A 14,063-nucleotide genomic window follows, 5' to 3' on the forward strand; every position below is an offset into this window, starting at 1 on the left:
ATAAGTGCAATGGACTCTCATATTTTTGGCTCGCTCAGGGCTATGACAGCAGTTATTGATGGAGTCAACTTTCTTTCAGTATCTATCTATATTTTCTGCTTGCCCGCTTCTAGATGAATCAGCAATATTGCTGAAATATACTCTGACAATCCGTTGAGTGCCCAGAGCAAATTTAGTAAATTTACGGTGCTTGGTTCGCGACCCATTTCAGCCATTGCCCAAAAGAACTCAAAAAGTTCAATCGATGGATTCCGGGGGCACGAGCTGCTGCCAGACTATCAACTACTGCACAAAGTGCTGCATATTGCAACCCTAAGAAGCTATCAACAGCGGCGTAAGGCCCACCGAGGGTCATGGCACCAGCAGCATACATCCGACCCTGCGGCGATCGCATTTCGACAAGTTCAAAATTGTTGGCAACAGCTATCCGCCCATTTTCATGGAGGGGGAGTTTGTAATGGGTGACAAGGTCGTTCAGGAGGGGATTCGCTTTGACTTTGGCATCGAGTCCGGTGGCGTCAATGATAAAGTCAGCTTCGAGGCGAATTTGTCCTTTTAATCCCTTTTCTTGAATATAGGTAACGGTGCGCTCAATTCCTGACGAGTGAGGGTTTCGTTCGACTCGTTCCACTTCCCCAAAGGTAATTTGATACCAGCCTTGACGGATGCCTTCTTCAACCATGCGTCGCCAATCCTGACGGTCAGCTGTGGTGGTGCCGCCCCAATCTGCGAGTAGGCGCTTTCGCTGTTCGGGTGCTGCTTTTTCAAGCATGATTCGCAATTCACCGCCCCAAGTGGCTTTAGGCCAGTTAAAGGGTTGAAATTCGTAATGATTTTCGACAGCCCGCTGCGATCGCCCAAATTTGTTACCTTGGGGTTTAGGCGATCGCATCAAGTGTAGCAGGGAGATATTTGGGTTTTTTGCCCTCGCTTCATAAATTCGCTGTACGATCCGCGAAGCGACAATCCCCCGCCCCCGAATCATCACGGTACCGCCAAATTTCTCTAAATGCTCGTAGACGTGGTTATGTTCTTCGTAGGCATTGACGACGGACTTAAAATCATTGGTTTTTTCCCGGTAGGCTTGCAAATCCGGGAGAAACTGAATCGCCGCGTAGCCGGTGGCGAGTTGGACATTGCGGGCAATTAAGAAAGCATGGTCGCGCTGGTTGGCACTGGTACGAGAATAAGCGATCGCATATCGTCCATCCTCAGTTTTCCGAATCGAACGGACGCTGGCGTAACGAAACATCTGTTCCCAACCAATCCGTTTTGCTTCCCTATCAATGGCGTCAAAGACATTACCCGCACGAGGGGTATAAGTTTGGGCAAAAGCCGGTTCGGCAAATACCTGCCACAAATACCCAAATGCTGTTCCTAAACTTCCCTTGAGCAAATCATGCCCAGCTTCCCGCAGGGCATAACTAGGCCAACCCCAAATATTATCGGGACAAGAATCTGAATTTGACCGCAAGCGTTCGTGCAGAGGTATTTGCGAATTCATGCACAACCGCTTGTAACGGGCATACGGTTGGGGTTCCATTCCCAAAGCTGCAATCTGGCTGCTTTTTACCCCGTAAATTCTTAATAAATCTACCCAGACAAAGCTGCCCAAACCGCCCCCAACGGCGGCATAGTCCACTTCATCGACTCGCAATCCAGTGGCATGAAGGTCTTGCACAACGACTTGCTGCGCCTGAAAAGCCGGTGGAGGAAACGCTGCCGTTCCCCCTGGTTGCGCGGGGGAAGCAAGCGGAGGCAGGGGTGCCGGATGACTAATCCTGGGGTCAGGGAGATCCGTGTCTGGGTGGAAGAAAATCTGGGAATTTCCAGACGGGGGCGATGCAGGTGGATTGGCAGCGAAGGTAACGCTGATGTAATAAGGGCCAATTTGCAACGAGTCGCCATTTCCTAGAACACTGCGCGTCTGACGTTGCCCATTAATCAAGGTGCCGTTGCTGCTGTTTTGGTCAATAACCACCAACCCGCCAGCGTCCATATCAATCAGGGCGTGGAAGCGGGAAACCTCTAGACTATTGAGGGTTAATCGGGAGACGCGATGCCCATTCATTTCCCCTGGCATCTGATTAAATTCCCGTCCCAGTGCGATTGGAACTGCCAGCGTCGGTTCTTTGCGTTCTCCCGTTCCTGGATCGTCCCAGCTGAGGCGAAGGCGCATGGGTGCTGGATTCATGGTTGATTAGTTGCTGCTAGGAGTGACTAAAACGCTCAATGCTGCTGCTAGGGATGTGCCACACCACGGACACCCCAAATTCATTAAGTTATACGGTGAAACGCGATGGCAACTGGAACATTCCAAACCATAGGTTACAGCCGCTGGGTTAGGTGCGGTGGGGGCGGGTTTGCCTGCTACAGGTGATGGCGGTGACAACAAAACGGTCGGAGGAACGCCCACCACTGCCAAGGAAACCTTTGTCACCTGGATTTCTATCTGTCCTAAACAGATCGTGCTACCCTGACTCAGAGGCACTTCACCTTGGATGAGGGTGTGACCATCCACTAGCGGCGGATTACTTTCTCGCAGGTTCCGCAAGTAAAAGCTTTGCTGCTGTGGGTTAAAAAATATTTCGACGTGCAGCCCAGATACCGTGGGATCTGTCAAAACGATATCGCATCGAGCTGGGTCACGACCGATCCGGATAGTACCGGGATGTTTAGCGATTTGTCGATCGTGAATTGTTTGGGTTTGTCCCCGACCGGCTTCTTGCCACTCTAAAGTTAATTCATTCATATTGCTTAGCCTTTATATATTGTTTCTTTCTTTAAACTGCTTCAAGTCTTAATGTCCTGATTTCTAACATGACCTGGAAGAAAAATCTGAAATTGTGTAGGAAGTTTAAAAAAACGAAAATCTACGGGAAATGACGATGAGCCGCTATCTTTGCTCAACTTTACTTCAGGAGAAGGCGTTACTTATGGGCAAACTTTGTCTATGTTCCCGATGTCGTTCTCGTATAATTCGTTTAACTTTGGGCATTCATGGTGGCACCAACCACCTCGCTTGCACAGTTTAATAATTTTGTCAACGGAAACAAAATATAAAATTATAGCTGGCGTTGATACCAATTAGCGCTCGCTTGCTCTTTTAGTTGCAAGATTGGAAAACTGAAAACGGCAACTCCTGCCCTGTTGATGATTTCTGACTCCTCACCGCCTAGATTAAACCTAAAAAAAGTAGTTGCATTGTTGATAATATGACTGCAATCTAGTTGGAGTCAGCATTATCCCCGGATTGGAAACACCTCTTAATAAACTATGGTATGTCGTAAAAACCTTTGCTATGATTTACGCTAACTAAGATTTCCTCTCTAACACCCATGAAAGATTTTTTTAGAAAAACTTTATACAACCTAGGAATAATTTTGGTTTCTCCTTTGTTAATTCCTTTCTTTTTAACCAGTGAAAAAGAAATTATTGATGCCGATGTAAAGCGTTGGGTGAACGTATTTGGCTGGAAAGGCGAATCAAATTTAGGAAATTTACTTTCTTTGCTGGATCGTCAAAAAGAATTTAGGAACTTGTATTATCATCGATTATTTAAAGGAAACTTATCTGCCAGGATATTTATGTATTTATTCAGTTATTTTTATAAATCTTGTCCTTACCTTTTTATCGATACATCTTCTAATTTTGGACCTGGGCTGTTTATCCAGCATGGCTTCAGCACAATCATTATGGCAGACATGGGCGAAAATTGCTGGATTAATCAACAGGTGACAATTGGTTATAGAGATAAAACCAGTCGTCCGAAAATCGGGGATAATGTCCGCATTACTGCCGGTGCTAAAGTAATTGGCGGAGTAACGATAGGGAACAATGTTACGGTTGGAGCTAACGCAGTTGTCGTTAAAAATGTTCCTGATAATTGTGTGGTTGTCGGCGTTCCCGCTTATATTGTGAAAAAGAATGGCATCAAGGTAAAAGAAGAATTGGTTTAAGTTAGGAATTGAATTCAAGGCTTATATTGAGACGCTCTATGAAGCGATCGCCCTTGGCAACCAATCTGTACGACGATCGCATCCCTCTCAAGCTTGCATTATCGATTTGACGCCAATTTATCAGCAATGCGAGTTGTCTCTGGTAAGCGATATTTCGTAGTGCAACGCATCACATAATCAATCGCTGTTTCTAGACTTACCCGATGTCCGCTAGAAACATAAACGGGTTTTACACCCGTGCGCGTCCGCAATACTGCACCAATGATTTCGCGGCGATACCGCAACGGTTGCCATGCGCCTTTTTCAACTGGCAACTCATCATGCTTACCAACGAGCAAAGATTTGGCAACGCCAATCGTGGGAAGGTCGATTAGAACTCCGAGATGGGAGGCGATGCCAAATCGGCGGGGATGGGCGATCCCCTGACCATCACAGAGGATTAAGTCAGGCGTGATGCTGACTTTTTCTAAGGCGTCTAGCACGGCTGGAATTTCTCGGAAGGAGAGGAATCCGGGAATGTAGGGAAACGTAGTGGGACGGAAGGCGATCGCTTGCTCTTGTAACTGTAAATCTGGAAAACTCAGAACAGCAACGGCTGCTCTGCTAATGGTACCTGACTCCTCAAAACCCATATCGACCCCGGCGACATACTGCACCGATTCCAACTGGTCTGAAGTAATCACTTCTTTGCTCAGTTGTTGCTGGATAGCGATCGCTTCCTCAGCGGTATCAGGCCATGCGTGACGTTGGTGGATTTTCATGGATTTACTTCCACATCCTGGGGTTTTTCCAGCCACTCAATTACTTTGGCTGCTTCTGGAAGCCTAGCTTCATTTTGCCCTGCGGCTCTCGCGCGGACATTGATCAAATTAATCGGGGTCCTTAACAAGTCTACAAGCGCGGCTTTCCCCGCGATCGCTTTCACACCTGTCACCGGTACTTCCTTGACCAACCACCGGCTGAATCGATATAGATATTCCTTTGCACTCAAGTTTGCTGTCAGCTTAACACCATGCAGTTCGTGCAAGTATCGATTTGAGCGACCATAGCGACGCAATTGACTTTGAAGTTCCTGGAACGTGGAGCGGTGACGGTGGCGGACAATAGCAGTTGGGGCAAAATGCAATTGCCAGTCACTTTCGCGTTGGATGCGCCAACAGATGTCAGCATCGCCGCCAGTGGTTAGATAAGGGCGAAACAAACCTACCTGTTCTAAAGCTTTCCGACGAATTGCTAAGTTAGCCGTTTGACCATAAGGACAGAACGGATTTGCTAAAGAATGTTTTTGAGACAAAACATTTTCTCGGTCAGCGTACTGTTCTAACAGGGTGTTCCCTGGCAATGCCATAATTTCACCGACGACGATGCCAATCGTTGGATTGGCAAACGGCTCAATCAAGTCTGCCAACCAGTGCGGTTGAGGACGACAATCGGCGTCGGTAAAGGCAAAAATTTCAGCCGTTGATGCCCGAATTCCGGCGTTTCGAGCCGCGTAAGAGCTTTGGATTTGGTTTTCCGCAATCGGGCGAATGGTTAAGCCGTCAGCGGCGGCTGAGGCGGCGGCTGACTGGAGAAGGGTGGCAGTGCGATCGCTACTATTATTATCGACCAGCAAATATTCGACAGACTCAGCAGAGTAAGTTTGCGATCGCAAGCAGTCGATTAAGTCTGGCAAGTCCCCCTCACCATTGTAGATGGGGACAATTACGGAAACCCTGGGCAGAAAGGGCTGTGTCATAGGGTGGGAGTTCATATTTACCTGAAATCACCATAGCAAGCCTGCGAACGCCAAAGCAGGGTGCTGTATAACCGCTTCTGAGTCGTGTTTAGTTATCAACATGGCTTTGTTGCCATTAAAAAGAACGTCATTTCAACTGAAATTTAGCAGCTATGAAATTTAATTTGGGTCTTTATCTTGCTGATTTTCTTAGCTAGATACTCTAGCTGCTCTCTGGGGCTGCTTCAACCAACAAATTATTGAGCGATTAATCGAAGTATTTCTACTTAATTTGTTTAAATATTACTACATTTCTATCAAGTATTTACGGAAGCTTCCTGAGAGTGAAATCTAGTTACTACTCGTAAACAACAATATATTCCTTGACAGTTAGCATTACCCAGACAAGCAGGCGGTTCCTGATAGTGTCCGGTGCGATCGCAACAAGTCAGAAGAGTAAATAGGCTGATCCCCTGCAAGGAACAGCCATGAACAATTCGTTACGATCGAAATGAAAAGAATTCTTGTGTTTTTGTTCCTGTTTGTGCTACCGCTCGTGCCAATATTGAGCCTGAGCCAAACAGGTTCTGCAATCACTGCCACGACCGGAAGCGCTCCGAATATTCCGGGTTGGACTCTTACCTTCGCAGATGAGTTCAACTCAACTTCTCTCGATAAAGCGAATTACGTTCGATACTGGGGTAAACCGAGTACAGCAGGAGCAGTTTCCTGGTGGAATGGAAACTCAGCACTGATTGTACAAAACGGACTCTTGCGCCTCAAAATTGCCAAGGAAACCATCACTAAGGATGGAGTCACGTTTCCTTATACCGCAGGCGGGTTTACCCAACTTACGGCTCAAACTTACGGGCGTTGGGTAGTTCGGGCGCGTTTTCAAAAGGGAGAAGGTACCCAAGGTTACATTTCGCTGTGGCGACAGGACTTTAAATGGCCTCCAGAAATCGACTTTGCTGAACTTAGGGGAAACATCCCTAACGAAAATATTTTTACGCAGCACTATTTGCTGGATGGTAAAAAGAAGTCAGAAGTTTCCAAACTGTACGAAACTAACTACACCGACGACTTTCACGAATACACTGTAATTTGGGAACCCGGACGCTTGACATGGCTTGTCGATGGCGTGCAAAAGTTTACCACTACGCAAAAGTTTGATGCTTTTCCAATGGTTCTGGCGGTGGGCAATCTCGTGGGTAGCTGCAACAGCTTTGCGGGATGTCCTCTCACCACCACCCCATTTCCGACTTACTTGGATGTTGACTATATCCGCATCTATAAAAAGGCTTAATAGATGTTTTCTCGTCAATCCAATTCACTTTTTGGGTTCAATAAAAACGCCTGACAACTAAAGTCGCGACTACACAAACGAATACCATTTGGGTTGTGAGGCGCTACATTATTGATTCCCCCAACCCCCCAATAAATTGGGGGGTTAAGAAGTCCATCGATTGCAAACAAGAAACAACAACGATCTTAAGCTCTCGTGAAAAACTAATCCAAATCGTGGATGTGTAGGCTGGGGAGCCACCTCTGGGCGCGGGGTGCATGGCGATTGAGTTGCGCGTTACCCAGCACTAGGGCAGTTTACCCTGCTACTCTCCCTTGAAAGCTCAAGCCTTACGGCACGAACACACCTACGTTTACGCTCTACCCGACCTCCGATTGTGCAAGGGTTTCAGAGTTTTAGACGTGGTTGAAACCGCCGACTTAAAAATGGTACAAGATACGGAGATATTTACTTTGGCTTCCTCCGCAAGACGGAGTGGACTGTTCCGTATCACAAGTTACATTAATTTACAAGACAGGTTAAAAAAAATTTGTGAAGGGGGGCGAATGCAAGCTGTGGCTGACAGAGAACAGAAAAAAGTAAAAAATACGATTATTCATTGGCGCAATATTGACTTTCAGACGGTTAAGCAAAGAATTAATCAAATTACTAAGCAGCTGGAAGAAGTTCAAAAGAAATATGAACCCAGCAGTCAATTGAACTCCGATCCGCAAGAGAGCGCTCACAGCGATCGCGCACCAGAGTCACGCCGTTATTAATATCATCCTGTTGGTAAGCGATCGCGCAGGATAAACTCTGCTACGCTCAAATCCACCGGCGTAGTCACCTTCAGATTCGTCTCTTCTCCCTGGACAATCCGGACTTTCAAATTGCACTTTTCAAATAAAGCCGCATCGTCGGTAACTTCCCAATTTTGGCGTCGGGCTTCCGTATGACACTGTTGCAACAAATCAACTTTAAAACCTTGGGGCGTTTGAGCCGCCCATAGATGCTGTCGATCGGGTGTACTTTCAATGAACCCAGCCGCATCCACGACTTTAATCGTATCTTTCACCGGCACCGCTGCAATTAAGCCGGGACAATTCATCAGTTCCTCAGCACACCGATCCAGTAATTGCGGTGTCGCCAGACACCGAGCACCATCATGAATTAAGACGTGGTGGGCGGATGGGAGCGCCTGCAAGCCGTTGTAGACCGACTCTTGACGGGTTGACCCACCAACGATCAATTGCACGGGCTTAGTGAGGGAGAGGTCAGCGAGAATCTCCTTGAAGTCAGAAAAGTCATCTGGATGAGCAATTAACCCGATCCAACTGATGTGACGGGAAGCTTCAACCGCCTGGAGAGTCCAGTGAATCAAGGGTTTACCGAGCAACGTCAAAAGGAGTTTATTTCGCTCGCTCCCCATCCGACGCCCCATCCCTGCTGCTGGAATCAATAAATGCACACGCTTCCTCTTTTGCTGACCGCTTTGTTAATCCTTGTTGCGCTCAGTATATCTTCCCCTAAAATGAAGCTGATAAGTAACCTCAATCAACAGTAATGCGAATACTTGCCCTTGTCCCCGGCGGGATTGGCGACCAAATTCTGTTCTTCCCTACCCTGGATGACCTGAAGCGGTATTACCCGGAAGCTCAGATTGATGTCATTGTAGAACCCAGGGCAAAGGGTGCCTACCGGGTTTGCAAGTCGGTTAATGAAATCCTCACCTATGACTTCAAAGACCGTACCGGACCAGCAGACTGGGGAAATTTACTGGGTATAATCCGCGATCGCGAGTATGATATCGCCCTATCTCTGGGGCGCAGGTGGAGTGTAGGGCTGCTGCTGTGGCTGACCGGCATTCCCACTCGAATTAGCTATAACGGGCCAGGAAACTGGTTTCTCACCAACCCAGTTCCGCTAAAAACCGAGCAGTATGCCGCTGATATGTATCACGATTTGCTGCAAGGTTTAGGAATAAATTCTCCTTGTCCACCGCTGGCGGTCAATGTACCTAAACCAGATATTGAGTGGGCAGAAAAAGAACAAAAACAACTGGGTGTTCAGGAAACTGGCTACATTCTGATTCATGGCGGTTCTAGCGCCTTGGCTCAGGCGAAAGGGATTGATAAAATCTATCCGGTCAAGAAATGGCAGCAGATTATTCAAGAAACTCAACAGCGACAGCCTGATTTACCGATTGTCCTCCTCAAAGGGCCTGAGGATAAGGCGTTTGTTAGCGAATTGATGCAGTCCTCGCCTAACTTAAAGGTGACTTCGCCTGGAGATATCGGGAAGTTGGCGGCAATGATTGCTGGTGCCAACTTGATGCTGTGTACGGATAGTGCGCCCATGCACTTAGCCGTCGCCGTTGGGACTTACACGATTGCACTGTTTGGCCCGACAGAAGCGAAAAAATTGCTACCGAGTAGCGATCGCGTTCGCGGTTTGCAATCCCCCTCTCGTTCGATAGCCGACATTCCCCCAGCAGACGTTCTCCAGCAAATCTGGGGCGGTTAAATCCTGAAAAATTAAAAATTAAAAATGCAAAATTGCCAAATTTTTAATTTTTAATTTTCCCGCCCCTCTAAACTATTCTCTGTTGATTCAATCCATGCCTAAAACTGCCAAACCAGCAGTATTTCTTGACCGGGATGGCGTCCTCAATGTCGAAGCCGGTTATATCCATCAAGTTGAGGATTTACACCTGATACCGGGGGTGGCTCAGGCGGTACGGCTGCTCAACGACCAGCAGATGTTTTGCTGTCTCGTTTCCAATCAATCTGGCCCCGCACGAGGCTACTATCCGGCTAGCCATGTGGATGCTCTGCATCTGCGCCTCTGCCACCTCTTGCAAGCTGAAGCAGGGGCGCGTTTAGATGCTTTGTATTACTGCCCTTATCTCAGTCCCCCGGAAGGAGGGACAAATCCAGAATTCAGCCGCTGGAGTACCTGGCGCAAGCCGAATACGGGAATGCTGGTGGCGGCTGCTTGGGAACACGATCTGGATCTGTCGCGCAGTTTTATGGTGGGGGACAAAGCCACCGATATCGACATGGCACACAATGCCGGTTGTACCGGGATTTTAGTGCAGACTGGATTTGGCGATCGCGTCTTGGGTGGCGAGTATCAGCACCACACTCGCCCGGATTTCATCGCGGCGGATTTAGTCGCTGCGGTTGAGTGGATTTGCCAGCAGAATAATTAAAAATTATTTTTAATTTTATTTCTAATTTTTAATTGAGTTTGATAGCTTTAAATTCAAGATTGATAGCCCTAGGATTGCCAAAAACAACACCAATCCAATTGTGCAAGCATAACTCATCTCTAAATTTTGGAAAGCTTGCTCATAGAGATAATAAACAATCGTTTTAGAACTGTTTCGCGGCCCTCCTTGGGTCATAATATAAACCTCTTCAAATACTTTCGTGGCAGAAATCGCAGAAATCACCGCCACTAGCACTAAATACGGTTTCATCAATGGGATCGTAATGTCCCAATGCTTAGCAATCCCATCCGATCCATCAATTGCCGCCGCTTCATAGACATCAGCTGGGATTGATTGCAAGCCAGCTAAATAAATCACCATGTAGTAGCCTAATCCCTTCCAAACCGTCACCACCATCACGCTAAAAAGTGCAAAGCGCGGGCTAGTCAGCCAGGGGACGCCATTTTGGAGAAATGGGATAATTTTTGTATTTACTAACACCTGATTCAACAGACCGTTTTCTGCATAAAGCCAGTTCCACGCAATCCCAGCCACCACCATTGAAATGACTACAGGTGTGTAATAAGCTGCCCGAAGCCAGCTAATTCCACGTAGCTTTTGGTTGACCAGAATCGCTAGTCCTAGCGATGCCACAACCAAAATCGGCACGACACAAATCAGGTAAAGCAGAGTATTCCACAGCGTCTGCCAAAACACCGTATCGGTCCACAAACGCCGAAAATTCTTAAAACCCACCCATTCTGGCGCTTGACCAATCAGAGTATATTCCGTAAAAGAAAGGTAAAACGCTTGTAAGGCAGGCCAAAAAACGGTTAATCCCAAAAGGAACAAAGCAGGCAGCAAAAACAGATAAGGCGTTAATCTTTGCTTAGCGAAAATTCTATCTTTCGGCATCCAATGCTGCATATTAAAAACTATTAGCAATTAGTAATTAGAAATGTTTCAATTAGCGATTCGAGTGTAGTCTATTTTACTGTTGTTGGAAACTTCAGGGTAGTTTAATATACACTAACCATCCTGAAAGGAGCAGCGAATCGCTGCCTCGCCGCAGCTGACGAGCTTTCTCCCAGCTTTACATTATTTCTGTAGGAGACGCCGAGAGTGGAGCGGTTAGAACCAGTTGATCTCGTTGATCTCAAGGAAAACATCAGGGGACTGGGAACACCGTTTGAAATGACTTATACGTTGCAGACAGAAGATGCATTACAAGAGTGCCCTGTTTCAACGGGACAATCTCTATCCGGAGTTCGTCCCCTTTCAACCCTGATGAGTAACTTACCTGGCATGGCCTACCGTTGCCGCAACGACCAGAGCTGGACAATGGAAGCGGTCAGCGAGGGCTGCTATCAGCTCACTGGTTACTCTCCGTTTGAACTCATTGGCAACCGAGAAATCTGCTATGCCCAACTGATTCATCCCGACGACCGAGAGCAGGTGTGGAACGCCATACAAGCCGCCGTGCAAGAATATAGACCCTTCCAGCTTGTCTACCGCATCATCACAGCGGCGGGAGAAGAGAAATTTGTCTGGGAACAGGGTTGTGGAGTTTTCTCCCAATCGGGAGAACTGCTGGCGCTGGAGGGCTTGATCATGATTTCAATCCCTAATCGGGATTTAGACCCCCGCCCCGCTAACACTCTACACCCCTTTGCGAATACGTCTATTGACGTATCCGAGCGCCAGCGGGCTGAAGAAGAAATTAAACTGTTGCAAATCCTAACCCAGGCAATTAGTGCTGCGCCTGATTTTCATACGGCACTTTCAGTCGCGCTACGTCAAGTGTGTGAAACGACCGGCTGGAATTTTGGTGAAGCTTGGATACCCAGCTCAGACGGTACGGTTTTAGAATGCACTCCCGCATGGTACAGCAGCACTTTAGAGCTACAGGTTGAAAGTTTACAAGCGTTAGAGGTTGAAAGGTTGATGAAAGGTTTAAATCAACTTCAAGCGACTAACCTGCCATCAGAACTGCCCCTAACCCTGAGCGAGTTCCGGCGGCAGAGCGAAATGTTGAAGTTTTCACCGGGAATTGGGCTACCGGGACGAGTTTGGTTATCCAAGCAGCCAGAGTGGATTCCTGATGCTTCGATTGAGCCGCCCCCATTTTTTATCCGGACTCAGTTCGCAAGAAATTGTGGACTCAAAGCGGGATTTGCCGTGCCGATTCTCTCTAAAGATCGGGTAGTGGCAATTCTCACTTTCTTCCTGTTTGAATCTCGCCCTAAGGACAAGCGACTGGTTGAGCTGGTGTCAGCAGTGGCAGCGCATCTAGGAACCGTGATGCAGCAAAAACAAGCGGAAGCTGCCCTGAGGGAAAGCCAGCGCCGTCTGGCAAGTTTGATTGACTCCTTGCCAGGGATTGTGTTTTCTTGTGGAAATGACCCAGCGTGGTCGATGACTTACATTAGTGAAGGTTGCTTTAAGCTGACTGGGTATCACAGTGAAGAATTGATTGGCGATCGCGCGGTGTCTTATGATTCCATTACTCATCCTGAGGATTTACCCAAGGTTTTAGAGGCGATCGCTACGGGCATCACGCTTCTAAAACCCTATGTTGTGGAATATCGTATTCTGACCAAATCAGGTGTGGAAAAATGGGTTTGGGAAAAAGGCGCGGCGGTTTGTGACAACACTGGTAAAGTCCTGGGACTTGAAGGCTTCATCACCGATATTACCGAGCGCAAGCGGACAGAAGAGGCTCTACAGCAAGCGGAAGCAAAGTATCGCAGTATCTTTGAGAATGCAATTGAAGGGATTTTCCAGACAACGCCCGACGGACAGTATATTAGTGCCAATCCCGCTCTCGCACGCATCTATGGATATGAGTCTCCGACAGAACTGATGGCGCGTCTGACGGATATTAAGCAGCAACTATACGTTGATCCGAACCGGCGTGCTGAGTTTACGCGCCTGTTGCAAGAACACGATGCAGTTTCAGAGTTTGAATCCGCAGTCTCCCGTCAAGATGGCAGCATCATTTGGATTTCGGAAAATGCCCGTGCGGTGCGCGATTGTGAAGGTAAGCTGCTTTACTACGAAGGCACGGTGGAAGATATTACCGAGCGCAAACGGGCAAAGGAGCATCTGCGGGAGCGGGCGTTTTATGATATCTTAACCGGCTTGCCCAACCGAGCTTTGTTCATGGAGCGCCTCAGTCAAGCGGTGGAGCGAGCCAAACAGTGTCAAGATTTTCAGTTTGCGCTGCTGTTTGTAGATTTGGATGGCTTCAAAAAAGTGAACGACAGTTTGGGGCATCTGGTTGGGGATAAATTATTGGTGGCGTTAGCGGAGCGGCTGCTTCGCTGCGTCGCTCGCCGTCTCGAAACCTGCGTGCGTGCTGAAGACATCGTCGCTCGTTTGGGGGGAGATGAATTTACCCTGCTTTTGGAAGCTATTGACGACCTGAGTCACGCCACCAGCATCGCCGAACGAATCAACCGAGAACTGATACCGCCTTTCTATCTCGACGGACACGAAGTTTTTACTGCCGCAAGTATTGGCATTGTTCTCAGCACCGGATACGATCGACCTGAAGACCTCCTGCGCGATGCCGATACAGCCTTGTATCGTGCCAAAGCGCTAGGAAAGGGACGGTATGAGGTGTTTGACCAAACGATGCACTCAAGTGCCCGGTGAAAGGAAATGATTCCCGGTCTTCCCGTCCCCAGCGGAGGGGGGTGGGGGGATAGAAGTGGTTCCCGAGAAATTTTTATAATTGAGGCGCTGCTGTTGCAGTTGAGCGCAATTACAAATTGGGGTATCCATTTAACAAAACCTTTTAGAAAATTTGGGATGGTAGATTTCGGATTGAGGTTGAATTCGCAAGGGAATAGCTAAAGGCGATCGCGTACAGCCCTTTGGGCATGAAAA

12 protein-coding genes are annotated in these 14,063 nt (G+C 47.7%); 6 read left to right on the forward strand and 6 right to left on the reverse strand.

The annotated features are described in order from the left end of the window. Positions 1-181 precede the first annotated feature (181 nt). Positions 182-2,194 carry an FHA domain-containing protein gene (locus tag NDI34_RS06850; protein WP_348232244.1) on the reverse strand — a complete coding sequence of 671 codons (2,013 nt, stop codon included), beginning with the start codon at positions 2,192-2,194 and terminating at the stop codon, positions 182-184. Positions 2,195-2,200: 6 nt separating this feature from the next. Next, complete coding sequence (locus NDI34_RS06855) at positions 2,201-2,752, reverse strand: FHA domain-containing protein (RefSeq protein WP_190429610.1); 552 nt, start codon at positions 2,750-2,752, stop codon at positions 2,201-2,203. Positions 2,753-3,338: 586 nt separating this feature from the next. Here NDI34_RS06855 and NDI34_RS06860 point away from each other — a divergent pair. Beyond that, entirely contained in the window at positions 3,339-3,959 is a 621-nt protein-coding gene (locus NDI34_RS06860) for a serine acetyltransferase (protein ID WP_348232245.1), read from the forward strand. Between the two features lie 98 nt (positions 3,960-4,057). On the opposite strand, the gene nfi is transcribed toward NDI34_RS06860, so the two are convergent. Next, on the reverse strand, positions 4,058-4,720 hold the full coding sequence (gene nfi, locus NDI34_RS06865) for a deoxyribonuclease V (RefSeq protein ID WP_190410292.1): 663 nt from the start codon (positions 4,718-4,720) through the stop codon (positions 4,058-4,060). Continuing rightward, positions 4,717-5,697, reverse strand: a complete 981-nt coding sequence (locus tag NDI34_RS06870) for a glycosyltransferase (RefSeq protein WP_348232246.1) — start codon at positions 5,695-5,697, stop codon at positions 4,717-4,719. Before NDI34_RS06870 ends, nfi begins: the two co-directional genes overlap by 4 nt. Before the next feature lie 490 nt (positions 5,698-6,187). Here NDI34_RS06870 and NDI34_RS06875 point away from each other — a divergent pair, with 490 nt between their 5' ends. Then, positions 6,188-6,982 carry a glycoside hydrolase family 16 protein gene (locus NDI34_RS06875; RefSeq protein WP_190410294.1) on the forward strand — a complete coding sequence of 265 codons (795 nt, stop codon included), beginning with the start codon at positions 6,188-6,190 and terminating at the stop codon, positions 6,980-6,982. 314 nt (positions 6,983-7,296) lie between these two features. Next, entirely contained in the window at positions 7,297-7,740 is a 444-nt protein-coding gene (locus tag NDI34_RS06880) for a hypothetical protein (RefSeq protein WP_348232247.1), read from the forward strand. A 2-nt stretch (positions 7,741-7,742) separates the two neighbouring features. Here NDI34_RS06880 and ispD read toward each other — a convergent pair whose 3' ends face one another. Continuing rightward, positions 7,743-8,429: a 2-C-methyl-D-erythritol 4-phosphate cytidylyltransferase gene (gene ispD / locus NDI34_RS06885; RefSeq protein ID WP_190435307.1), complete on the reverse strand. Its 687-nt coding sequence runs from the start codon at positions 8,427-8,429 to the stop codon at positions 7,743-7,745. A gap of 95 nt (positions 8,430-8,524) precedes the next feature. Between ispD and NDI34_RS06890 the strand changes: the two genes are divergently transcribed. Both NDI34_RS06890 and NDI34_RS06895 read left to right on the forward strand, forming a co-directional pair. After that, positions 8,525-9,484: a glycosyltransferase family 9 protein gene (locus NDI34_RS06890; RefSeq protein ID WP_190410297.1), complete on the forward strand. Its 960-nt coding sequence runs from the start codon at positions 8,525-8,527 to the stop codon at positions 9,482-9,484. Between the two features lie 94 nt (positions 9,485-9,578). Beyond that, positions 9,579-10,172 (forward strand): HAD family hydrolase, encoded by a 594-nt coding sequence (locus NDI34_RS06895; protein ID WP_348232248.1) that lies wholly within the window; start codon positions 9,579-9,581, stop codon positions 10,170-10,172. A gap of 21 nt (positions 10,173-10,193) precedes the next feature. Here NDI34_RS06895 and NDI34_RS06900 read toward each other — a convergent pair whose 3' ends face one another. Next, on the reverse strand, positions 10,194-11,099 hold the full coding sequence (locus tag NDI34_RS06900) for a sugar ABC transporter permease (RefSeq protein ID WP_348232249.1): 906 nt from the start codon (positions 11,097-11,099) through the stop codon (positions 10,194-10,196). A gap of 195 nt (positions 11,100-11,294) precedes the next feature. On the opposite strand from NDI34_RS06900, the gene NDI34_RS06905 reads away from it, so the two are divergent. Then, the gene (locus NDI34_RS06905) at positions 11,295-13,829 is read left to right on the forward strand and encodes a PAS domain-containing protein (protein WP_348232250.1); all 2,535 of its coding nucleotides are present in this window, start codon (positions 11,295-11,297) and stop codon (positions 13,827-13,829) included. Positions 13,830-14,063 lie beyond the last annotated feature (234 nt).

Source organism: Trichocoleus sp. DQ-U1 (genome assembly GCF_039961925.1).
Classification (GTDB): domain Bacteria; phylum Cyanobacteriota; class Cyanobacteriia; order Cyanobacteriales; family FACHB-T130; genus FACHB-T130.

Bases quoted from the DNA above. Each gene is read 5' to 3' on its own strand.
- NDI34_RS06855 (WP_190429610.1), bottom strand. From the start codon at position 2,752: ATGAATGAATTAACTTTAGAGTGGCAAGAAGCCGGTCGGGGACAAACC.
- NDI34_RS06890 (WP_190410297.1), top strand. From the start codon at position 8,525: ATGCGAATACTTGCCCTTGTCCCCGGCGGGATTGGCGACCAAATTCTG.
- nfi (WP_190410292.1), bottom strand. From the start codon at position 4,720: ATGAAAATCCACCAACGTCACGCATGGCCTGATACCGCTGAGGAAGCG.
- NDI34_RS06870 (WP_348232246.1), bottom strand. From the start codon at position 5,697: ATGACACAGCCCTTTCTGCCCAGGGTTTCCGTAATTGTCCCCATCTAC.
- NDI34_RS06875 (WP_190410294.1), top strand. From the start codon at position 6,188: ATGAAAAGAATTCTTGTGTTTTTGTTCCTGTTTGTGCTACCGCTCGTG.
- NDI34_RS06860 (WP_348232245.1), top strand. From the start codon at position 3,339: ATGAAAGATTTTTTTAGAAAAACTTTATACAACCTAGGAATAATTTTG.
- NDI34_RS06900 (WP_348232249.1), bottom strand. From the start codon at position 11,099: ATGCAGCATTGGATGCCGAAAGATAGAATTTTCGCTAAGCAAAGATTA.
- NDI34_RS06895 (WP_348232248.1), top strand. From the start codon at position 9,579: ATGCCTAAAACTGCCAAACCAGCAGTATTTCTTGACCGGGATGGCGTC.
- NDI34_RS06850 (WP_348232244.1), bottom strand. From the start codon at position 2,194: ATGAATCCAGCACCCATGCGCCTTCGCCTCAGCTGGGACGATCCAGGA.